Source organism: Brucella oryzae, from assembly GCF_041929965.1.
Lineage (GTDB): Bacteria > Pseudomonadota > Alphaproteobacteria > Rhizobiales > Rhizobiaceae > Brucella > Brucella oryzae.
In genome coordinates, this window is the sequence record NZ_JBHEEO010000005.1 from 202,948 (window position 1) to 223,904 (window position 20,957).

Here is a 20,957-nt window from a genome sequence, read left to right on the forward strand (position 1 = left end):
TCCGGAATTGGAAAAGCCGCCAGCGAGGCTGACGGCTTCCCGATCGTCGAAAACGGCTTATTGCTGCGCAGGCGTATCGTCCGGAACCGGCGCTTCTTCCTGTTCGCCGGAAGCCGGAGCATTATGCTGCGGCTTGAACTTGTCGATCATCTGGTCGGGATTTGCCGGCAGAAGGTCGATCAACTGCTGGCCAAACGAATCGAGCATCGGCTTCGATTTTGCATTCGTTACCCAGGCTGGCTGGTTGGTCGGCACGAGCCAGTTGAAGAACAGCATGGCGACCACGACGAGAAGCACGCCGCGCACGCCGCCGAACAGAAAGCCGAGTGTACGGTCCAGCGCGCCGATACGGCTATCGATGATGAAATCGGCGATCTTCATGGTAATCAGCGAAACGACAATCAGCACGACCAGGAAGACCGCGCCAGCGGCGGCAATCTTCGCGATGGTTTCGTTGTTGATATAGGGCTGCACGAAAGGCAGAACCGGCTGGTAGAAGAGATAGGCCGCAGCCGCCGCTGCCGCCCACGATACCAGCGACAGCACCTCGCGGGAAAAACCGCGTACCATCGCCAGAACGGCTGAAACCAGCGTTATCCCGAGTAGAATTCCATCAAGCATGGTTATCGGCATTCTGCCTGTCCTCAATTATTATGCGCAATCATTTCAATACGCAGGGCAGTCAAAGATGCTGGAGCTTATCACCGGAAAGTTGACAGATTCTTCCAATGGCAAATCACCAGATTTATTGCTTCTTTCCGGAGCCTGAAGCCGCAATGCGCGCTACGAGGTCAGGCAGGGCCGAAGTTTCCATGAGACGGAAGTTGCGATCTTTCCAAAGTTCGCCGCTGCCGCCGGGCACCTCTGCCTGCCGGAAACCGAGCTTCTCAGCTTCCTTAAGCCTCTGTACTGCATGCGTTACTGCGCGAACAGCACCGGAAAGGCTGATTTCGCCGAAATAAACGCAATCTGGCGGAAGGGCAATACCGGCCATGGACGAAACCAGTGCAGCAGCCACAGCTATATCGGCAGCGGGCTCACTGATACGGTAGCCGCCGGCGACATTCAGATAGACGTCGTGTTGGCCGAAGCGGACGCCGCAATGCGATTCCAGCACGGCGAGGATCATGGCAAGCCGTCCGCCGTCCCAGCCAACGACCGCGCGACGCGGAGTGCCGAGCGAGGAGGGCGCGACAAGTGCCTGTATCTCTACCAGCACAGGACGCGTGCCTTCCATGCCAGCGAAGACTGCGGCACCTGGAGCCTTGGCATTCCGCTCACCAAGGAAAAGCTCTGACGGGTTGGAAACTTCGCGCAGTCCCCCATCGGACATCTCAAAAACGCCGATCTCATCGGTGGGACCGAAACGATTCTTCACTGTGCGCAGGATGCGGTAATGATGCCCGCCTTCGCCTTCGAAATAGAGAACGCCGTCAACCATGTGTTCGACCACGCGCGGACCGGCAATCTGGCCATCCTTGGTGACATGGCCGACGAGCACCACCGCAGCGCCTGTCTGCTTGGCATAGCGGATCATCGCCTGCGCTGACGAGCGGACCTGTGTGACCGTGCCCGGCGCAGAATCCGCCATGTCGGTCCAAAGCGTCTGTATCGAATCGATAATCACCAGATCGGGGCGTTTGCCGTCCGAAATGGTGGCAACGATGTCTTCGACGTTGGTTTCAGCGGCAAGCTCCACCGCCGACGAGGCAACGCCCAGACGCTGCGCGCGCAGGCGAATCTGGGCGACGGCTTCTTCGCCTGAAACATAAACGATGCGGTGGCCGCGGTTGGCGAGGGCTGCCGCCGCCTGTGTCAGAAGCGTGGATTTGCCGATGCCGGGATCCCCGCCGATCAACAGCGCCGAACCGCGTACGAAACCGCCGCCGGTTACGCGGTCAAGCTCACTGATACCGGAAATGATGCGCGGTGCATCTTCTATATCGCCGGACAGGGAGGTCAGCGCCACAGCGCGACCCTTACGCTTGGACAACATGGCGCCGGGACCGGACCCGATGCCGCTATTGGTGCCTTCCTCGACAAGCGTGTTCCACTCGCCGCAGGAATCACACTTGCCCGCCCAGCGCGAATGGACCGCGCCGCAATTCTGGCAAATGAATTGAATGCGCGCCTTGGCCATCAGACGCGCTCCATCTTGATCGTGATTTTATTCATACTGTTCCGGGAGATAGGAACCCTCGGCCAGATCTGCAAATCGCGTGAATTCGGATTGGAAGGCAAGCTTGACCGTTCCGGTCGGTCCGTGACGCTGCTTGGCGATGATGACATCGGCAGTGCCACGCACTTTTTCAAAGTGCTGCTTCCATTCTTCATATTTCGGGTCGAACTCGTCACGCGGTTCGAGGTTCTTGACGTAATATTCCTCGCGGAACACGAAAAGTACCACGTCGGCGTCCTGCTCGATGGAGCCTGATTCACGAAGATCCGAGAGCTGCGGGCGCTTGTCGTCGCGGCTTTCAACCTGACGGGAGAGCTGTGAAAGCGCGATGATCGGAACATTGAGTTCCTTGCCGAGCGCCTTGAGCCCGGTGGTGATTTCGGTGATTTCCTGCACGCGGTTCTGTGCGGAAGCCTTCGACGAACCGGTCATCAGCTGCACATAGTCGATCACCAGAACGTCAAGGCCGCGCTGGCGCTTGAGGCGGCGCGCGCGCGCTGCAAGCTGGGCAATCGAGATACCGCCGGTCTGGTCGATATAGAGCGGGATTTTCTGCATCACCTGCGAACAGGCGACCAGCTTTTCGAAATCGGTCTCGGTGATGTCCCCACGGCGGATTTTCGAGGAGGAAACTTCGGTCTGTTCGGAAATGATACGGGTTGCGAGCTGCTCTGCCGACATTTCGAGCGAGAAGAAGCCGACGACGCCGCCGTTCACGGCTTTCATTGAACCATCCGCCTGCTGTTCGCCCTCATAGGAATTGGCGATATTGAAGGCGATATTGGTGGCGAGCGAGGTTTTACCCATGCCCGGGCGTCCGGCGAGGATGATCAAGTCGGAAGGCTGCAAACCGCCCATCTTGCCATCGAGCGTGTGAATGCCGGTAGAAACACCGGAAAGATGGCCGTCACGCATAAAGGCGGCATTGGCCATGTCGACGGCGGTGGTTACGGCATCCTTGAACGGCAGGAAGCCGCCATCATAACGGCCTGTTTCTGCCAGTTCGAACAGGCGTCGCTCAGCATCTTCGATCTGTTCCTGCGGTGCCATGTCGACAGGCGCATCATAAGCAACATTCACCATATCCTCGCCGATACCGATCAGCGCACGGCGTGTCGCCAGATCGTAAATCGCGCGGCCATAATCCTCGGCATTGATGATGGTGACGGCTTCGGTTGCGAGACGGGTTACATATTGGAAGATGGTGAGATCGCCCACCTTGCCTTCGGTTGGCAGGAAGGTCTTCATCGTTACAGGATTTGCCATCTTGCCCACGCGAATGAGATCGGTCGTGATCTCATAGATACGGCGGTGTAACGGCTCAAAAAAATGAGTTGGCTTGAGAAAGTCCGATACCCGATAAAAGGCGTCGTTATTGATCAGGATCGCGCCCAGCAGCGCCTGTTCCGCTTCAATATTGTGGGGGGCTTCCCGATAGAGCGCATCTTTCTGGTCCCGCGCATCGTCGAGTTTGCGTACCGCCGCTTCCGCCATGATTCTCTTTTCCGTTCCTGATCCAACCAGCTAGCCCTCAAGCGATGCCAAACGCAACGCGACTTCGGATGATTCCTGCTGGAAGGACCAAGCTATACCATGATTCACACTGATCCACAGTTCGGATCATGGTTTTGTCAGTCCGCTGTTGACGCGGACTGACATCTGGACCCGATGGAATTGCGGTCAGGCGTTCATGCTCTTCTTAACGGCGCGAACCTCGCTATTGGCGCCTTTCGGCGCGCTGTCGAGACGCTTGAGACGCTTTTCCTCTGCCTCGATATAGTTGCGGGTCAGCGGAACGGATTCCTGCTTGTGGGCGATCTGAATGTGAAACACCATCATGTTCTGCCAGCGGAATGCGCTTTCGGATGCAGCCAGATAGAACTCCCACATTCGGCAGAAGCGCTCGTCATAAAGCGCCTTTGCCTTGTCGCGATTGGCCATAAATGCCTCTCGCCACGCCTTTAGCGTTTCCGCATAATGAAGCCGCAGGATTTCCACATCGGTGACATAAAGTCCGGCCTTTTCGATGTGCGGTAGAACCTCCGAAAGCGCAGGAATATATCCGCCCGGGAAGATATATTTGCGGATGAACGGATTGGTTGCGCCCGGACCATCGGCGCGTCCGATGGCATGCAGAAGGAACACGCCGTCCTGTTTCATCAGCCGTGCAACATGCTGGAAATACTCGGCAAAATGGCCGACACCGACATGTTCAAACATGCCGACCGACACCAGCCGGTCGAATTTGTCGTTGATATTGCGATAGTCGGTCAGTTCGAATTTTGCCCTGTCGGCCAGTCCTTCGTCTTGCGCGCGCTGATTGGCGATGGCGTGCTGCTCCTCGGATAAGGTCACGCCTGTCACATTGGCCTTGAGATGGCGGGCGAGATAAAGCCCCATGCCGCCCCAGCCGCAGCCGATATCGAGTACCTTGTCGCCTTCCTTCACCAGCATCTTCGCCGCAATATGGCGTTTCTTGGCAAGCTGTGCTTCAGCCAGCGTAGCATTTGGCGGATCGAAATAGGCGCAGGAATATTGCTTGTCGGGATCGAGAAACAGGTCGTAAAGCTCGCCCGAAAGGTCATAGTGGCTTTTGATGTTGTTCGAAGAACGCGAAATCGTGTTCATCTGCTGGAAGCGGCGGAAGAGCACCCGCAGTTTTCCGGCAGCTTTCATCCATGGCTCGGTTGCCGCTGTCGGCCCGGTATTTTCGAACACCACCTGAAGCAGCGTATATATATCTCCGTCCAGGAAATCGATCTCACCGTCCATGAAGCATTCGGCGAGCTTTAGTTCTGGATCGAGCGCAACGGCGCGCTCGGCATGCTTGGTCTTGAAATGTACATGAACCGGCGCGCCGGTCTTGTCGCCATACTGAAAACGCGACCCTTCCGAATCGGTAACCGTCAGATCACCGGTTTTAATCATATGCGAAAGAACAGTACGCAACATTCCATACATCGGCCCCATCTCCTCTTGGGGATCGAAGCAGGCGCACGTCCATGCGTTTGCATGGCAGGCGGCGGTGCATAAGTATCAGAGCCGCACTGTCATCAGATTTTCAGGCAATATCCCCTCGGTCAATCGGCCTCGGGAGGAATGCCCAAGCAACGCAGACGTTTCCGTCAGCACCTCTCCAATCCAATACTAATATGCAGAATAGGGAGTTTTACCGATCTGAAAAGAGAAAATGCCCGGCGAGGGCCGCCGGGCACGATCATATAAAGTTTACCACGATGGGAATGCATGCCGTCTGGCTGGGCATCCTCATGGATAATAGGCGGCTAAATTAAGCCTGATCTTCAGCTTCGTCTTCTTCGTCGAATACTTCTTCCGACAGAGGCTGTTCTTCGATGCCATAAATGGCTTCGATCGAGGTCAGGTCTTCACCCTTTGCCTGGCGTTCGGCTTCTTCGGTCGAACGGGCGATGTTGACCGTAACCTGAACCTGAACTTCCGGATGCAGCGAAATCGAGACTTCGTGCAGGCCGATCGTCTTGATCGGATGGTTCAGCTCAACCTGGTTGCGGTGCAGGGTGAAGCCGTTGGCCGTGATGATGTCGGCGATGTCACGGGTTGAAACGGAACCGTAGAGCTGGCCGGTTTCACCAGCCGAACGCACAACGATGAAGCTTTCGCCATTGAGCTTTTCAGCGACGGCGCTTGCTTCGTTCTTGCGTTCCAAGTTCTGGGCTTCGAGCTGAGCGCGCTGGCCTTCGAACTTCTTCTTGTTGGCTTCGTTGGCACGAAGAGCCTTGCCCTGCGGGAGCAGGAAGTTACGGGCATAGCCGTCCTTGACCTTGACGGTTTCGCCCATCTGGCCGAGGCGGCCGATACGTTCCAGAAGAATAACGTCCATTGGAGTTTCCTTTCGAGTTTCTGATTCGGTTACTGACTGTCAGTTCCCGGCATTTTCGAGACTGGCGCGCCGCGCGAAGTGTCGAAAAGTCCGAGAACCATGAAGATGAAAAGCAGGAATGCGAAGAGTATGATCGCAAAATAGGCGAGCCACAGCGCCACCGGGCGCCACAGCTTGCCGCGTGTGCGAAAATGCATGATGGCAAGGCCTGACATCATGAAACCTGCGCTGAGAGCACCGGCAACGACGGTTGCGATCAATCCGGCGCCGCCGGGAAGAAATGCAACCGCAAGAGCGACCGCGAAGACGAGCAGGGCCGGGCGCGGCATACGCAGCGTTGCGGGCCAGTCATCACGCGGACGGCGCAGGCGACCCGACATGGAGATCAGGCGCTGTGCCAGATAAAGATTGCCGACGAGAATCGCAAGGCAGGTTGCCGGCTGGATCGCGGGCAGGGCGACCATCAGCAGCGAGGTTACATTGTTGCGTATGTCGTCGCTGGCTGTGAACTGCGGATCGGCTTCGGCAACCCGGTCGATAAGCGTATTTGCAAGTTCGCGCGCCATGTCCGGGCCAAAACCAAGAATCGCACCGATGACGACGAAGCTGAGCGCCACCATCATAGCAAGCCGAAACACGATGTCCGACAGCGGATACCAGACCAGAATGTCCTTCGGTCCGCCGAGTTCTTCGGCTGGCCGCGCGAGGCCGGACAGATAAGCGCCGGTTGCCGCGGGAATGAAGCTCGTCAATGCCATCAGGAGTGCTGCAAGCGGGACGGCGACAACGCCGACGGCAATCGTGGCTGTGGCGGCGGCAACGATACCGGCGCTCGAACCCCAGCCAAGGGCGACAACGAAGATGGGAAGTGGTGTCAGGAAATAGAGAACCATGGCCATAGCGGCCATCGCGCCACCTTGTGCGATGACGCCGGACGACATCAAGGCCGAGGCAAGCCCCGCCAATATGCCGATACCGATAATGGTTCCATTGAATTTCATAAGTTTCGCTGTCCTGCTCCGGTCTTGCCGGTTCGTGCAGTTAGAGGCGGCTGCCCCAACTTGGGTTTTTATTGCGCTCCGTTGCGCCCATCGCAATGGAGGAAAGGGGCACGAGAGGCGATCTCTAAGAGAGCGCCTCTCGAAATCTTGTTCTTACTTCACAACGTAGGGCAGCAGGCCGAGGAAACGAGCACGCTTGATCGCCTTGGCGAGTTCACGCTGCTTCTTCTGGCTGACAGCCGTAATACGGGAAGGAACGATCTTGCCGCGTTCGGAAATGTAACGCTGCAGAAGCTTGATGTCCTTGTAGTCGATCTTAGGTGCGTTTGCGCCGGAGAACGGGCACGTCTTGCGACGGCGATGGAAAGGACGGCGGGTCGGGATCTGATTGATATCAACCATGATTATGCTCCTTCACCAGCTTCGTTGTCGCGCGGGCGACGTGGGCCGCGATCACCACGATCGAAACCGCCTTCACGGCGGCGCGGACGATCATCACCATCGCGTTCGCGACGGTCGTCACGGCGGGTGAGCATGGCCGACTGGCCTTCTTCGTGTTCTTCAACGCGAACGGTAAGGAAGCGAAGAACGTCTTCGTTGATACGCATCTGACGTTCCATTTCGGCAACGGCTGCAGCCGGAGCGTCAATGTTTACGAGCGTGTAATACGCCTTGCGATTCTTCTTGATACGGTAGGTGAGGGGACGCAGACCCCAGTTTTCGACCTTGCCGACCTTGCCGCCATTAGCTTCGAGAACACCCTTGAACTGTTCGACGAGAGCGTCGACCTGCTGCTGGGAAATGTCCTGGCGGGCAAGAAGCACATGTTCATAAAGAGCCATTGGCTTTGCCTTTCTTCTGTTACAACATGCTGACACCAGCGGCTAAGCCTCTGCGACTTCTCTTGATCCGGCAAACCGGAGAAGAAAGGACGCGCAACTTGAGACGGTCGAGAGCGGAGACACGGGAGGCAGAAGCGCTTGTGGCTTCCAACGTTTCCACACTAAATGATTAGTCAGGAGAACGGCCCTCCGTTCAGCCCCCAGCTGGTGCCGAGCAATGAACGGGCGGCTATTACGTGTTTTTCCCCGGCTTTGCAAGGCGCAAACCTCACAAAAACCGGGAAATGCTTGACTTTGCAGTCCTCGCTAGGGCACATCGCGCCAAATTGTGCAATTAATTGCAAGGCATGTCGGCGAAAACAGATATCGGTTTCGACATTATCATATGCTTAAAACCAGAACGAGGCATCAATGGCGGTAGCATTCACTTTCCCCGGACAAGGCAGCCAGGCTGTGGGTATGGGCAAGGCTCTGGCCGAGCAGTTTGCTGAAGCGCGCGCCGTTTTCGACGAAGTGGACGCCGCATTGGGCGAAAAGCTTTCCGCCACCATGTTCGAAGGGCCGGAAGACGTATTGACGCTGACTGCAAATGCCCAGCCTGCTCTGATGGCCGTCTCAATGGCCGTGCTGCGCGTCATGGAAGCGCGCGGTTTCTCGCTGAAGGACAAGGTTTCCTATGTCGCGGGTCATTCGCTGGGCGAATATTCGGCGCTCTGCGCTGCTGGCACGTTCTCGCTTGCCGATACGGCGCGTCTTTTGCGCATTCGCGGCAATGCGATGCAGAAGGCTGTTCCGGTTGGCGAAGGCGCGATGGCTGCGATCATTGGTCTGGAGCATGGCGACGTAGAAGCCGTCTGCACTGAAGCCAAGGCATCTGGTTCAGTCCAGATCGCCAATGACAATGGCGGTGGCCAGCTCGTCATTTCCGGTTCCAAGACGGCGGTCGAACTGGCTGCAAAACTTGCATCCGAAAAGGGCGCCAAGCGCGCCATCATGCTGCCCGTATCTGCTCCCTTCCATTCAACTTTGATGGGACCTGCTGCTGACGCAATGCGTGAAGCGCTGGCTTCGGTCGAAAAGCACAACCCGATTGTGCCGCTTATCGCCAATGTGCGCGCGGCACCGGTGACGGACGCTAACGAGATTGCCGATCTTCTTGTCGAGCAGGTTACGGGTCAGGTGCGCTGGCGCGAAACTGTCGAATGGTTTGCAGCCAATGGCGTCACCACGCTTTATGAAGTAGGTTCGGGCAAGGTTCTGACCGGTCTGGCGCGCCGCATTTCGAAGGATGTGGCCGGTGCAGCTGTCGGTTCTGCCGAAGAAATTGATGCAGCGCTTGCAGCGTTGGCATAAAAGCTCACTAGCTAAAAGGATCCGATATGTTTGATCTGACTGGCCGCAAGGCTCTGGTAACCGGCGCAACCGGTGGTCTTGGCGAAGCGATTGCCCGCGCTCTTCATGCACAGGGCGCAATCGTCGGCCTGCACGGCACGCGTGAAGAAAAGCTGAAAGAGCTTGCTGCTGAACTTGGCGACCGCACCTTCGTCTTTCCAGCCAATCTTTCCGACCGCGAAGCCGTCAAGGCTCTCGGCCAGAAGGCGGAAGAGGAAATGGGCGGCGTTGACATTCTGGTCAACAATGCCGGCATTACCCGCGACGGTCTGTTCGTGCGCATGAGCGACGAGGACTGGGATGCAGTTCTGAACGTCAATCTGACGTCCGTGTTCAATCTTACACGTGAACTGACCCATCCGATGATGCGTCGCCGCAATGGCCGTATCATCAACATAACGTCGATTGTTGGCGTGACCGGCAATCCGGGGCAGGCGAACTATTGCGCTTCGAAAGCTGGCCTCATCGGCTTTTCCAAGTCGCTGGCGCAGGAAATCGCCAGCCGCAATGTAACGGTCAACTGCATCGCTCCGGGCTTCATCGAATCGGCCATGACCGACAAGCTGAACGAAAAGCAGAAGGAAGCGATCATGAGCAATATCCCCATGAAACGCATGGGTGTTGGTGGCGATATTGCTGCGGCAGTTGTCTATCTGGCAAGCGACGAGGCAGCCTATGTGACGGGCCAGACCCTGCACATCAATGGCGGCATGGCCATGATCTAAGCCTCCTTCTTCCCTCTATTATGGTATAAAATGCCTTAATACGGGGGGTAGAGAAGGAAAAGGCGCTTTGCCTTGCTCAAGAAGCATGGTAATGCGCCCATCGAGAATTGCGGCATTCTGAGTAGAAGTGCCGCGATCCTGTTCCGAAAGGAATATCCACAGGATGACTGTCCGGGCGGCTTCGCTCGAAACTTGGCAGACATCTTATAACTTGATTACAATCCTGCATGCCGCTAACCAAGGCAGAGCAACAAACACACAGGTCGAGGTTCCGACATGAGCGATACCGCAGAGCGCGTCAAGAAAATCGTTGTTGAACATCTGGGCGTAGATGCCGACAAGGTCACGGAAGGCGCAAGCTTCATCGATGATCTCGGCGCAGACAGCCTCGACACTGTCGAGCTGGTCATGGCTTTCGAAGAAGAATTCGGCGTTGAAATTCCTGACGACGCTGCCGAAACGATCCTTACGGTCGGCGACGCTGTGAAGTTCATCGACAAGGCTTCCGCCTAATCTGAACTTGGGCATTGGGCTGGGGTTCTCGCGAATCCCGGCCCTGCTTGTCTTTAATCGCCTCTTTCGTCCGCGATCGAGGCGAGCTTGCACAACGGTCGTTCAACGGCCTGTTTGTGAATCTGCCAGAACACTGATCTGAGATTGTGTTCGACATGGCAGGCTCCAGTTTTAACAATTGGGGCACCATCCCTTTCAGTCAGGCCCGGACATATGTTCTGCCGGTTAAAGCCTGCGGGGCGCGGTGCTCGTGACATAACAGAATTTTAAGGGGTGGATATGAGGCGTGTCGTCATCACCGGTCTTGGTCTGGTGTCGCCGCTTGCCAGCGGTGTCGAAGAGACCTGGAAGCGTCTTATTGCCGGTGAAAGCGGTGCTCGCCGCATCACGGAATTTGAAGTTGACGATCTGGCCTGCCAGATTGCCTGCCGTATTCCGGTTGGCGACGGCACCAATGGCACCTTCAACCCCGACCTCCATATGGAAGCCAAGGAACAGCGCAAGGTTGATCCTTTCATCGTCTATGCCGTCGGCGCTGCGGACCAGGCGCTGGACGATGCCGACTGGCATCCCGAAAGCGACGAGGATCAGGTGCGCACCGGTGTTCTCATCGGTTCGGGTATTGGCGGCATCGAAGGTATTGTCGAGGCAGGCTACACGCTGCGCGACAAGGGGCCACGCCGCATTTCGCCCTTCTTCATTCCGGGCCGTCTGATCAATCTGGCTTCCGGCCACGTTTCCATCAAGCACAAGCTGCGCGGTCCAAACCATTCGGTCGTGACCGCCTGCGCAACCGGCACGCACGCTATCGGTGACGCTGCCCGCCTCATCGCTTTCGGCGACGCGGATGTGATGGTTGCCGGTGGCACGGAATCGCCGGTAAGCCGCATTTCGCTGGCAGGCTTTGCCGCCTGCAAGGCGCTCTCCACCAAGCGGAACGACGACCCGACCGCAGCTTCCCGCCCTTATGACGAAGATCGTGATGGCTTCGTGATGGGCGAAGGCGCTGGTGTTGTGGTTCTCGAAGAGCTGGAGCATGCACTGGCGCGCGGCGCGAAAATCTATGCGGAAGTCATCGGCTACGGTCTTTCGGGCGATGCCTATCACATCACGGCTCCGACCGAGAGCGGCGAGGGTGCCGAGCGCTGCATGGTTGCAGCTCTGAAGCGTGCTGAAATCACGCCGGACCAGATCGACTACATCAACGCTCATGGCACGTCGACCATGGCTGACACCATCGAACTCGGCGCTGTCGAGCGCGTGGTCGGCAATGCTGCGTCGAAGATCTCGATGTCCTCGACCAAGTCGGCTATCGGCCATTTGCTGGGTGCCGCTGGTGCAGCTGAGGCGATTTTCTCGACGCTTGCCATCCGCGATAATATCGCGCCCGCAACGCTCAATCTTGATAATCCAGCTGTCACGACGAAGATTGATCTGGTTCCGCACAAGGCGCGTGAACGCAAGATCGATGTAGCTCTGTCGAACTCCTTTGGATTCGGCGGAACCAATGCTTCGCTGGTCCTGCGCCGATATGCCTGATCGGCATTAGTTGGAAATAAAATATCGAATTTAAAAAACGCGGGGATTTCTCCGCGTTTTTGTCAAAATATAACCGGATGCGATGTTTAAAATCGTGAACAGCGGTTAGTGTGAATACGAATCCAAAGGGTTTATTCGCTCTTAGGAATAATAAGCGCAAAAGCCGTTCCGGGCGGGCATTCAACACAATGTGTCGGGAAGCTCGCCAAAATAGATAGATAGAGTCTTTCTGATAGTTTGGTTGAGCTATTCGAAATGCTCTGGACCGAGGTGATTGAGTGAATTCAGAGGCGCCATCCGGACCCCCCCCTGCAGACGAGCAGCCTCAGGGTGCGACGCAGGAAACGAACGCGACGTCCAAGCCGTTCGTGCCGAAATCCGCGTCTGAAGCTCTGCGTCCCGAACCGGGAACGCCACCGCCGCGCAAGCGTTCGCGCCATGCGCGCAGTCAGATCGTCGTTTTCATGAACTTCATGCTGTCGCTGGTCGTGCTGGTTCTGCTCGGTGCATCCGCTTTGTTTTATTTCGGCAAGATGCAGTTTGACGGGCAAGGTCCGCTCACTGCTGAGACGACATTTCTCGTCAAGCGCGGTGCTGGTATCTCCGAAGTTTCCAACAGCTTGGAAAGCCGTGATATCGTCAGCGATGCGCGTATTTTCCGATACGGTATGCGAACGCTTGGCCATGAGAACGATCTGAAGGCGGGTGAATACGCTATTCCCGCGGGCGCGACGATGCGCGACGTGATGAACATTCTCATCAGCGGCAAGTCCATCATGTATCCGCTGACCATTCCGGAAGGTCTGACGGTCAAGCAGATTTTCGACCGAATCTCGGTTGATCCGACGCTGGTTGGCGACATGCCGAAGGATATGCCTCCGGAAGGTTCGCTTTTCACCGATACGCTGAATTTCACACGTGGCACGACGCGTTCGGAAATCATCGATCGTATGGTTGCCTCGCAGAAGAAGCTCGTGGACGACTCCTGGGCAAAGCGTAATCCCGATTTGCCGATCAAGGATAAGAACGAATTCGTGACGCTGGCTTCCATCGTGGAAAAGGAAACCGGCATCGCGTCCGAACGTCCGCATGTGGCCTCGGTCTTCGTCAATCGCTTGAAGAAAGGCATGCGCATCCAGTCCGACCCGACCATTATCTACGGTCTGTTCGGCGGGGCAGGCAAACCTTCGGACCGACCGATCTTCAAGTCGGACATCGAAAAACCGACCCCTTACAACACCTATGTGATCAACGGTTTGCCACCGACGCCGATTGCCAATCCGGGCAAGGCCGCGCTGGAAGCTGTCGCCAATCCGCTGGATACGGAAGACCTTTACTTTGTTGCTGACGGTACGGGCGGTCACGTGTTCTCGAAGACGCTGCAGGAACACAACGCCAATGTCCGCAAGTGGCGTTCCGTGGAACAACAGAAGAATATCGAACAGCAGAATAATAGCGGCAGTAATACAGATCAGAGTGCGGGCCAATAGTGCTTCGCTATGATCTGGGGTGAATGTGTAACCGAAGCCGGTGGCGAGCGCCGGCTTCGGATTGGTTTTTTGAGTAGGCCGCACATTTGCGGGCGTGAGTTGAGGGGACGGAACGCATGGCGCTCCAAAGCATGACTGGATTTGCACGCCATGCCGTGCAACACGCCATGGAAGGCGGAGAAGCGCGCATTGTCTGGGAGGTACGTTCCGTCAATGGCAAGGGGCTCGACCTTCGGCTGCGTCTGCCGCAAGGTCTTGAAGCCGCCGAACATCCAGTTCGCTCTATGCTGGCGCGTCATTTCTCACGTGGTAATTTTCAAGCCAGCCTCAACGTTGAGCGGAGCGAGGCTCAGGCCGGTTTCAGTATTAACCAAGCCATGCTCGCCGAAGTCCTGAAGCTCGGTGCGGATCTGCAGGCGAAGCACGGCCTGGCCCCGGCAAGCGTAGACGGTATTCTTTCGTTGCGCGGTATCATCGATCAGGCGCAGATGGCTGACGACGAAGATGAGCGGGGCGGATTGGAAGCTGCTATCGTCTCGGGCTTTGAGGAAACACTCAAGGCAATCGCCGATGCGCGCACGCAGGAGGGTAAAGCCCTCTTCACCATACTTTCCGCTCATGTCGATAGTATCGAACGCCTGACCAAGAAGGCTCGTTGCGACCCGTCACGCGGCACAGACGCGATTAAGGCACGTCTCGCCGGACAGGTGGCATTGCTGATGGATACCGCACGCGAACTCGACGAAGCGCGGCTCTACCAGGAAGCAGTGTTTCTTGCGACCAAAGCCGACATTCAGGAAGAGCTTGACCGGTTGGATACCCATGTGGCGTCGGCTCGCAAGCTTCTGGAAGATGGCGGCCCCGTTGGGCGCAAGCTCGATTTTCTTTCACAGGAATTTAATCGTGAAGCTAATACACTGTGTTCTAAATCGAATGCAGCGTCGATCACAGCCATCGGTCTGGAACTGAAGGCAGTCGTGGATCAGTTTCGCGAACAAGTACAAAATCTGGAGTAACAGGTATCATGGCCATCTCTTCGGTTGAAAATGGCGTCGCACGTAGAGGCTTGATGGTGGTGATCTCGTCGCCATCTGGGGCCGGTAAGTCCACTATTGCCCGGCTGTTGCTGGAAGACAAGAAGATGGACCTCTCGCTGTCGATCAGCGTGACGACGCGCCAGCGCCGCGCGAGCGAGATTGAAGGGGTTCACTACCATTTCAAGACGATCCGCGAATTTGAACGTTTGCGGGACAATGACGAGCTGATCGAATGGGCTGAGGTCCACGGCAATTTCTATGGCACGCTGCGTGAAACTGCTGAAATCGCGCTGGCCGACGGTCAGGATATGCTGTTTGATATCGACTGGCAGGGTGCAGACCAGCTGCAAGCAAAAATGCCGGCTGATGTGGTCTCGATTTTTATCCTGCCGCCCACCATGCGCGAATTGCAGCAGCGCCTGAATCGTCGTGCGGAGGATACAGCAGATGTCATCGAGACCCGTCTGCAGAATGCGCGCTTTGAAATCCAGAAATGGGTGAAGTACGATTATATCGTCATCAATGAAGATCTTGACCGCTCCTTTGCAGCTATCAAGTCGATCATCGAGGCTGAACGTCTTCGCCGCGACCGTCGTCCCGGACTTTTCGATTTCGTAACCGGTTTGCTGGAAGAAGAGCCGGGCATGTAAATCAAGACCCGATTTTTACGAGAGCCTCACAACTATCCGATCTGTTTCGCTCACAAGACGCCTTAAGGCGTCGAGAAAAGGCTTCCCGCCGCGTGTTCTCAACCTGCGCAGAGCTTCGGCATTCCTGAACACCAATTCGCATTCACCGGGCCAGCCCGGACCTTGCCATTGCACAGCGTCCCAGAACGAGTCGAGTGTGTAGCCGAAGGATTCCGGTTCTTTGGCCGGAACGGCGGAAAGATATCTCTGCCAAAGATCGTCCGGGCTTTCTATCCCGGCACAATCGATTTCGTAGATGGGCAGCATGTCAGCCTAACAGGATCAGCAGGCCGTCCACCATGCCGAGGACAAGAATGAGTGCGCCCATCGTGATGGCTGTCACAACCAGCATACGCTTCTGCCGGTCGCGTTTTTCCGTTCGCTTGCCCGTCCAGTCGTAAGGCGATTCAGGCATTCATCTCTCCAGATCGGCCTGGCATCGAGTAACGCTGTGCAGGCCACACTCCGTAACCTGCACTTTACTCCCTGTATCTGCAAGTTAGATGGCTCTAATAAGCGGTGTTCTGACTGAAGCGCGGATAATGGCATGGCTCTTATACAGTTGTGCCGCCTACCGTTACCTGATCCATGCGCAGATGTGGCTGGCCGACGCCGACAGGAACCCATTGGCCACCCTTGCCGCAATTGCCGCTGCCGGTATCGAGCTTCATGTCGTTGCCGATCATCGAAATCCGCTGCATGGCATCCGGACCGTTACCGATCAGCATCGCACCCTTGATGGGCGCTCCCACCTTGCCGTCCTCGATCATGTAGGCTTCTGTACAGCCGAACACGAACTTGCCGGATGTGATATCCACCTGACCGCCACCGAAGGAAACCGCATAGATTCCCTTCTTCATAGAGGCGATGATCTCTTCCGGCGTCTTGTCGCCGGACAGCATATAGGTGTTGGTCATGCGTGGCATCGGCGCGTGAGCATAGGATTCGCGGCGTCCATTGCCGGTCGCTTCCATGCTCATCAGCCGCGCATTCTGCCTGTCCTGCATGTAATTGACGAGCTTGCCATCCTCGATCAGCACGGTGCGGTTGGTGGGCGTGCCTTCATCATCGATAGTCAGTGAGCCGCGGCGCTCGGCGATGGTGCCGTCGTCGACAACCGTGACACCCTTGGAGGCAACCTGCTGGCCGAGCAGGCCAGCAAAGGCAGAGGTTTTCTTGCGGTTGAAGTCACCTTCCAACCCATGCCCGACGGCTTCGTGCAGCATGACGCCCGGCCAGCCATTGGCGAGAACGATGTCGAATGTGCCTGCCGGAGCAGGGATGGCTTCGAGATTGACAAGCGCCTGACGCAATGCCTCATCGGCTGCGTGCTGCCAGCTTTCAGCGGTAATGAAGTCGCCGAACCCCTTGCGTCCGCCAACACTATGCGAACCGGATTCCTGACGGTCGCCGTCGCCCGCCACAACTGAAACGCTCAGGCGTACCATGGGCCGTATATCGCGGACGAAATGACCGTCGGCACGCAGAATTTCGACCTGTTGCCATGAGCCCGCGAGCGAAACAGAAACCTGGCGTACTTTGGGGTCCTTGGCGCGCAGATAGGCGTCGATTTGTTGTAACAATTGCACCTTAGCGTCGAATGTCGGCGAACCGATGGGGTTCTCATCCGTGTATAGGTGACGATTGGTGCCAGCAGGTGCCGCCGCGTAATTTCCGCCGTAGCCCCGAAGAGTAGCGGAGACCGCATCGGAAGCGCGTTTCAAGGCGGCCATCGAAAGATCGCCTGCATGAGCATAGCCGATGGCTTCACCTGCAACGGACCGCAGGCCAAAACCTTGATCCTGATTGAAGGAGCCGGTCTTGAGACGGCCATTATCGAAAACAAGCGCTTCCGCTTCGCGATATTCCACGAAGAGTTCGCCATCATCACTGCCTTTCAGGCTTCGGGCGACAAGGCGTTCGATATCGTCGCGGCTGGCGTCGAAACTGTCGATCAGGCTTTTCATAAAAATAAATCCTGCAGCATGTGTTTGCTGCAGGATGTAAGCCCTAAATCGGTTGAGAACAACCAGTCATCGCAGTTGTGATCAGGGGAGAGCATCGAAGCCTTCGCCGAACCCTTTCAGATCAACGGGGATGCCTACGCCTTCTTCCGGTGTCTGGAAGACGATGAAGGTAGCTGCCTTGCCGGAACGCAATGTCTTGAGGAGATCATCCTCAAGGATTACCTCAGCATAGCAGCCGTCTTCGAAGCAGCGGACGAAATAGGCGCGACCGATATCCTTGCCGTCGACATTGAGACCAAGACCGTTGGGCAATAGAACGCCGAGCGGGGCCAGAACACGAAGGATGCGGGCCTTGTTGTCCGCAGTCTTGAGAACGACGACCGAAAGACCCAGTTCAGGGCGCTTTGCTGCGACTACGTTCTGGATCAGAGCGCACTGTTCCGTCTTGGCGCCAGCGGGCGTATCACACAGAACGGACCATGCGCCATGCTGCGACTTGAGCTTGCCGCTTTGCTGCGGACTGGTCGGAGCCGCTTGCGACTGGGCTGCGGGAGCTTCTTGTGGGGTTTGTAACTGCGCCGGTTTTTCCTGAGCAACCGAAGGAAGCGTTGCAACGGCGAGCGCCATACTGACACCTGTTGCAAGAGTCACGAGGTGCTGGCTGAACGTGCGGCGGGCAAGCATGCGAAAAGTCATGAAATCTCCAGATCGAATCACCGGGACGTTAACGCGCTGCATTGGCCATGAAAAGCGCCGTGATTGGCGTTTAACAGTCTTGGCCATCATGGCAACGGTGATACCGTCTGTTGCATCGATTGTCACGCGGCACGTTAAAGGAAACGTCTTGTCAAATCATGGCTTCATTATGGGTTTCGTGCGGTTTTCCCAAGTTTTCGCGGTTTAAGCGAACCGTGCCTTGCTTTGAATAAATCCGGACGTTTACTCTTTCTCCTGCAGGCTGCGCGCAAAAATGCCGCACAGGAACATATTCGCCTTCCTTGCGGTGTGCGCTAAGGTGTGGTTTGAACGCCGACGGGGGATGCGGCCGTCTTTAGCGTCCGGCGTCCAGCTCGAAAGGGCGAAAAGGGAGAGAGTTCTGGTGGATAAGATTGTTGCCACAACGAAGGGCGCCTTCGGCGGCGTTCTTGCAGTGCTGTGGACGACTGGTGCCGCTTTTGCGGATCAGCCCCGTCCCTGGGAATGGAGATTTCAGGACGCAGCGACTGGAATTGCCGAGCAGATTCATTGGTTTGAGCGTTATACGCTCTGGTTCATTGTTCCGATTACCTTGCTGGTTCTGTTTTTGTTGGTTTGGGTCGTGTTCCGCTTTCGTGCGGGTGCAAACCCGGAGCCTTCCAAAACCAGCCATAATACCGCCATTGAAGTAGTCTGGACCATTGGGCCCGTTATCATACTTCTGTTTCTGGCGGTCCCGTCTTTCCAGCTTCTGACGGCGCAATATTCGCCTGAAGATCCGACGCTCACCGTCAAGGCGACGGGATACCAGTGGTATTGGGGCTATGAGTATCAGGTCGATAATCCGGTCAGCTTTGATTCCCTTCTTTTAAAGGACGGTGATCGCGCCGCTGCCGGTAAGGAAGACCGCGCGCGTTATCCGCGTCTTCTCGCCGTCGATAACGAGGTCGTGGTTCCGGTCGGTGAAACGGTTCGCCTCCTTGTTACCGCTGCCGATGTGATCCATTCGTGGACGATTCCAGCTTTTGGCGTGAAGATGGATGCCGTTCCGGGACGTATCAACGAAGCCTGGTTCAAGGCTGACAAGGAAGGCCTTTACTACGGTCAATGCTCTGAGCTTTGCGGCAAGGATCATGGCTTCATGCCAATCGCCGTGCGCGTTGTCTCGAAAGAGCAGTATCAGACCTGGATCGCCGCTGCGGGATCTGACCTGAATGGCGCGAACAAGGCACTTCAGGCCGCTGTTGAAGGTGGCGCAAACGATAAAGTGGCTGCGGCGGGTCTCTGATCCCGATACGCAAGACTGTTGAAAACGGGAGCGAATTCCATGGCTGGCACAGCAGCTCACGAGCATGGTGCCCAAGACGACCACAAGCCGCACGGCTGGGTTCGTTGGGTATACTCGACCAATCATAAAGACATCGGTACTTTGTACCTGATTTTTGCAATCATCTCCGGCATCATCGGCGGCGCTCTATCCATCGCGATGCGCGCTGAACTCCAGGAGCCAGGCATTCAGATTTTCCATGGCCTTGCATCCATGGTTTACGGTGTTGAAGGTGATGCCGCGCTCGACGCCGGCAAGCAGATGTTCAATGTGTTCACCTCCGCGCATGCTCTGGTCATGATCTTCTTCATGGTCATGCCGGCGCTGATCGGTGGTTTTGCCAACTGGATGGTGCCGCTGATGATTGGCGCGCCCGACATGGCTTTTCCACGCATGAACAACATCTCGTTCTGGCTCCTGCCGCCAGCGCTGCTGTTGCTGCTGATCTCACTGTTCATGCCGTCGGCGCCCGGTGGCTGGGGTCCTGGTGGCGGCTGGACATTATATCCGCCGCTGTCGACCTCGGGTCAACCGGGACCGGCTGTGGACTTTGCCATCCTGGCAATCCACATCTCCGGTGCGTCGTCCATCCTTGGTGCGATCAATTTCATCACCACGATTCTCAACATGCGCGCACCGGGCATGACGCTGCACAAGATGCCGCTCTTTGCCTGGGCCGTGCTGGTTACGGCGTTCCTGCTTCTGCTTTCCCTGCCGGTTTTGGCGGGTGGCATTACCATGCTGCTGACAGATCGCAACTTCGGAACAACCTTCTTCACTCCGGACGGCGGTGGTGATCCGATCCTTTACCAGCACCTTTTCTGGTTCTTCGGACACCCGGAAGTGTACATTCTCATCCTGCCGGGCTTCGGCATCGTCAGCCACATCGTGTCGACCTTCTCACGCAAGCCGATCTTCGGTTACCTCGGCATGGCTTACGCCATGGTTGCAATCGGGGTTGTCGGTTTCGTTGTCTGGGCCCACCACATGTACACGGTTGGCCTGTCGCTCGATACGCAGCGCTATTTCGTCTTTGCCACGATGGTCATCGCGGTTCCGACGGGTATCAAGATATTCTCGTGGATCGCGACGATGTGGGGGGGCTCGATCACCTTCCGGGCACCGATGCTGTGGGCGATCGGCTTCATCTTCCTGTTCACGATCGGTGGTGTGACCGGCGTTCAGCTCGCCAATGCCGGACTCGACCGTGCACTTCACGACACCTACTATGTTGTGGCGCACTTCCACTACGTATTGTCTCTGGGTGCGGTGTTTGCAATCTTTGCGGGCTGGTATTACTGGTTCCCGAAGATGAGCGGCTATATGTATAATGAGTTCACCGCCAAGCTGCACTTCTGGGTCACCTTTATCGGCGTGAACCTGCTCTTTTTCCCGCAGCACTTCCTTGGCCTTGCTGGCATGCCGCGCCGCTACATTGACTATCCCGACGCTTATGCGGGCTGGAACATGGTGTCGTCCTACGGCTCGTATATTTCGGGCTTTGCTGTCCTGATCTTCCTCTACAATGTCTTTGAGGCATTCGCGAAGAAGCGTGAAGCCGGTGCAAACCCATGGGGTGATGGTGCAACCACGCTGGAATGGCAGCTCTCGTCGCCGCCTCCATTCCATCAGTGGGAACAGCTGCCGCGCATCAAGTAATCGTGCTATGGGCGGGGCACGGAAAAGGCTTCGCCCATCTTT

Annotated in this window: 21 protein-coding genes; 9 read left to right on the top strand and 12 right to left on the bottom strand. The window is 56.6% G+C overall.

Annotation, left to right across the window (positions count from 1 at the left end):
• Window positions 1–57: 57 nt before the first annotated feature.
• The 8 genes from JNC70_RS07270 to rpsF form a co-directional block, all read right to left on the bottom strand.
• The gene (locus JNC70_RS07270; RefSeq protein ID WP_029925541.1) at window positions 58–633 is read right to left on the bottom strand and encodes a CvpA family protein; all 576 of its coding nucleotides are present in this window, start codon (window positions 631–633) and stop codon (window positions 58–60) included.
• A gap of 112 nt (window positions 634–745) precedes the next feature.
• Window positions 746–2,140, bottom strand: coding sequence for a DNA repair protein RadA (gene radA, locus JNC70_RS07275; RefSeq protein ID WP_104754718.1), 1,395 nt, complete (start codon window positions 2,138–2,140; stop codon window positions 746–748).
• Window positions 2,141–2,167: 27 nt separating this feature from the next.
• On the bottom strand, window positions 2,168–3,673 hold the full coding sequence (locus tag JNC70_RS07280) for a replicative DNA helicase (RefSeq protein ID WP_061345135.1): 1,506 nt from the start codon (window positions 3,671–3,673) through the stop codon (window positions 2,168–2,170).
• Window positions 3,674–3,859: 186 nt separating this feature from the next.
• On the bottom strand, window positions 3,860–5,140 hold the full coding sequence (locus JNC70_RS07285) for a cyclopropane fatty acid synthase (protein WP_104754719.1): 1,281 nt from the start codon (window positions 5,138–5,140) through the stop codon (window positions 3,860–3,862).
• A gap of 328 nt (window positions 5,141–5,468) precedes the next feature.
• Window positions 5,469–6,038 (bottom strand): 50S ribosomal protein L9, encoded by a 570-nt coding sequence (rplI, locus tag JNC70_RS07290; protein ID WP_104754720.1) that lies wholly within the window; start codon window positions 6,036–6,038, stop codon window positions 5,469–5,471.
• A 29-nt stretch (window positions 6,039–6,067) separates the two neighbouring features.
• On the bottom strand, window positions 6,068–7,039 hold the full coding sequence (locus JNC70_RS07295; RefSeq protein ID WP_104754721.1) for a DUF2232 domain-containing protein: 972 nt from the start codon (window positions 7,037–7,039) through the stop codon (window positions 6,068–6,070).
• A 153-nt stretch (window positions 7,040–7,192) separates the two neighbouring features.
• Window positions 7,193–7,441 carry a 30S ribosomal protein S18 gene (gene rpsR / locus JNC70_RS07300; protein WP_006466219.1) on the bottom strand — a complete coding sequence of 83 codons (249 nt, stop codon included), beginning with the start codon at window positions 7,439–7,441 and terminating at the stop codon, window positions 7,193–7,195.
• A 2-nt stretch (window positions 7,442–7,443) separates the two neighbouring features.
• Window positions 7,444–7,881: a 30S ribosomal protein S6 gene (gene rpsF, locus JNC70_RS07305; protein WP_104754722.1), complete on the bottom strand. Its 438-nt coding sequence runs from the start codon at window positions 7,879–7,881 to the stop codon at window positions 7,444–7,446.
• A 411-nt stretch (window positions 7,882–8,292) separates the two neighbouring features.
• Here rpsF and fabD point away from each other — a divergent pair, with 411 nt between their 5' ends.
• From fabD to gmk, 7 genes are all read left to right on the top strand, one after another.
• The gene (gene fabD / locus JNC70_RS07310; protein ID WP_104754723.1) at window positions 8,293–9,234 is read left to right on the top strand and encodes an ACP S-malonyltransferase; all 942 of its coding nucleotides are present in this window, start codon (window positions 8,293–8,295) and stop codon (window positions 9,232–9,234) included.
• A 26-nt stretch (window positions 9,235–9,260) separates the two neighbouring features.
• Window positions 9,261–9,998: a 3-oxoacyl-[acyl-carrier-protein] reductase gene (fabG, locus tag JNC70_RS07315; protein WP_104754724.1), complete on the top strand. Its 738-nt coding sequence runs from the start codon at window positions 9,261–9,263 to the stop codon at window positions 9,996–9,998.
• Between the two features lie 276 nt (window positions 9,999–10,274).
• Window positions 10,275–10,511, top strand: coding sequence for an acyl carrier protein (locus JNC70_RS07320; RefSeq protein WP_002963616.1), 237 nt, complete (start codon window positions 10,275–10,277; stop codon window positions 10,509–10,511).
• A 279-nt stretch (window positions 10,512–10,790) separates the two neighbouring features.
• Window positions 10,791–12,050 (top strand): beta-ketoacyl-ACP synthase II, encoded by a 1,260-nt coding sequence (gene fabF, locus JNC70_RS07325; protein ID WP_104754725.1) that lies wholly within the window; start codon window positions 10,791–10,793, stop codon window positions 12,048–12,050.
• Window positions 12,051–12,328: 278 nt separating this feature from the next.
• Entirely contained in the window at window positions 12,329–13,540 is a 1,212-nt protein-coding gene (gene mltG / locus JNC70_RS07330) for an endolytic transglycosylase MltG (protein ID WP_104754726.1), read from the top strand.
• 116 nt (window positions 13,541–13,656) lie between these two features.
• Window positions 13,657–14,556, top strand: a complete 900-nt coding sequence (locus JNC70_RS07335; RefSeq protein ID WP_104754727.1) for a YicC/YloC family endoribonuclease — start codon at window positions 13,657–13,659, stop codon at window positions 14,554–14,556.
• 8 nt (window positions 14,557–14,564) lie between these two features.
• Window positions 14,565–15,227 carry a guanylate kinase gene (gene gmk, locus JNC70_RS07340; protein ID WP_104754728.1) on the top strand — a complete coding sequence of 221 codons (663 nt, stop codon included), beginning with the start codon at window positions 14,565–14,567 and terminating at the stop codon, window positions 15,225–15,227.
• A 15-nt stretch (window positions 15,228–15,242) separates the two neighbouring features.
• On the opposite strand, the gene JNC70_RS22860 is transcribed toward gmk, so the two are convergent.
• The 4 genes from JNC70_RS22860 to JNC70_RS07355 form a co-directional block, all read right to left on the bottom strand.
• Entirely contained in the window at window positions 15,243–15,533 is a 291-nt protein-coding gene (locus JNC70_RS22860; RefSeq protein ID WP_104754729.1) for a barstar family protein, read from the bottom strand.
• Window position 15,534: 1 nt separating this feature from the next.
• Window positions 15,535–15,681, bottom strand: a complete 147-nt coding sequence (locus tag JNC70_RS07345; RefSeq protein ID WP_158304317.1) for a hypothetical protein — start codon at window positions 15,679–15,681, stop codon at window positions 15,535–15,537.
• A 139-nt stretch (window positions 15,682–15,820) separates the two neighbouring features.
• On the bottom strand, window positions 15,821–17,233 hold the full coding sequence (gene tldD, locus JNC70_RS07350; RefSeq protein ID WP_104754730.1) for a metalloprotease TldD: 1,413 nt from the start codon (window positions 17,231–17,233) through the stop codon (window positions 15,821–15,823).
• A gap of 81 nt (window positions 17,234–17,314) precedes the next feature.
• Window positions 17,315–17,929, bottom strand: a complete 615-nt coding sequence (locus JNC70_RS07355; RefSeq protein WP_104754731.1) for an invasion associated locus B family protein — start codon at window positions 17,927–17,929, stop codon at window positions 17,315–17,317.
• 403 nt (window positions 17,930–18,332) lie between these two features.
• Here JNC70_RS07355 and coxB point away from each other — a divergent pair, with 403 nt between their 5' ends.
• Together coxB and ctaD are read left to right on the top strand one after the other, a co-directional pair.
• A complete protein-coding gene (gene coxB / locus JNC70_RS07360; protein ID WP_104754732.1) occupies window positions 18,333–19,217 on the top strand; it encodes a cytochrome c oxidase subunit II in 885 nt (294 codons plus the stop codon).
• 39 nt (window positions 19,218–19,256) lie between these two features.
• Window positions 19,257–20,915 carry a cytochrome c oxidase subunit I gene (gene ctaD, locus JNC70_RS07365; protein ID WP_104754733.1) on the top strand — a complete coding sequence of 553 codons (1,659 nt, stop codon included), beginning with the start codon at window positions 19,257–19,259 and terminating at the stop codon, window positions 20,913–20,915.
• The last annotated feature ends 42 nt before the right edge of the window (window positions 20,916–20,957 follow it).

Excerpts from the sequence above, each read along its gene's own strand:
- rpsR (WP_006466219.1), bottom strand. The coding sequence starts at position 7,441 with ATGGTTGATATCAATCAGATCCCGACCCGCCGTCCTTTCCATCGCCGT.
- JNC70_RS22860 (WP_104754729.1), bottom strand. The coding sequence starts at position 15,533 with ATGCTGCCCATCTACGAAATCGATTGTGCCGGGATAGAAAGCCCGGAC.
- fabF (WP_104754725.1), top strand. The coding sequence starts at position 10,791 with ATGAGGCGTGTCGTCATCACCGGTCTTGGTCTGGTGTCGCCGCTTGCC.
- JNC70_RS07320 (WP_002963616.1), top strand. The coding sequence starts at position 10,275 with ATGAGCGATACCGCAGAGCGCGTCAAGAAAATCGTTGTTGAACATCTG.
- ctaD (WP_104754733.1), top strand. The coding sequence starts at position 19,257 with ATGGCTGGCACAGCAGCTCACGAGCATGGTGCCCAAGACGACCACAAG.
- JNC70_RS07285 (WP_104754719.1), bottom strand. The coding sequence starts at position 5,140 with ATGTATGGAATGTTGCGTACTGTTCTTTCGCATATGATTAAAACCGGT.
- rplI (WP_104754720.1), bottom strand. The coding sequence starts at position 6,038 with ATGGACGTTATTCTTCTGGAACGTATCGGCCGCCTCGGCCAGATGGGC.
- fabG (WP_104754724.1), top strand. The coding sequence starts at position 9,261 with ATGTTTGATCTGACTGGCCGCAAGGCTCTGGTAACCGGCGCAACCGGT.
- JNC70_RS07280 (WP_061345135.1), bottom strand. The coding sequence starts at position 3,673 with ATGGCGGAAGCGGCGGTACGCAAACTCGACGATGCGCGGGACCAGAAA.
- JNC70_RS07355 (WP_104754731.1), bottom strand. The coding sequence starts at position 17,929 with ATGACTTTTCGCATGCTTGCCCGCCGCACGTTCAGCCAGCACCTCGTG.
- radA (WP_104754718.1), bottom strand. The coding sequence starts at position 2,140 with ATGGCCAAGGCGCGCATTCAATTCATTTGCCAGAATTGCGGCGCGGTC.
- JNC70_RS07345 (WP_158304317.1), bottom strand. The coding sequence starts at position 15,681 with ATGCCTGAATCGCCTTACGACTGGACGGGCAAGCGAACGGAAAAACGC.
- JNC70_RS07295 (WP_104754721.1), bottom strand. The coding sequence starts at position 7,039 with ATGAAATTCAATGGAACCATTATCGGTATCGGCATATTGGCGGGGCTT.
- fabD (WP_104754723.1), top strand. The coding sequence starts at position 8,293 with ATGGCGGTAGCATTCACTTTCCCCGGACAAGGCAGCCAGGCTGTGGGT.
- rpsF (WP_104754722.1), bottom strand. The coding sequence starts at position 7,881 with ATGGCTCTTTATGAACATGTGCTTCTTGCCCGCCAGGACATTTCCCAG.
- JNC70_RS07270 (WP_029925541.1), bottom strand. The coding sequence starts at position 633 with ATGCCGATAACCATGCTTGATGGAATTCTACTCGGGATAACGCTGGTT.
- gmk (WP_104754728.1), top strand. The coding sequence starts at position 14,565 with ATGGCCATCTCTTCGGTTGAAAATGGCGTCGCACGTAGAGGCTTGATG.
- JNC70_RS07335 (WP_104754727.1), top strand. The coding sequence starts at position 13,657 with ATGGCGCTCCAAAGCATGACTGGATTTGCACGCCATGCCGTGCAACAC.
- tldD (WP_104754730.1), bottom strand. The coding sequence starts at position 17,233 with ATGAAAAGCCTGATCGACAGTTTCGACGCCAGCCGCGACGATATCGAA.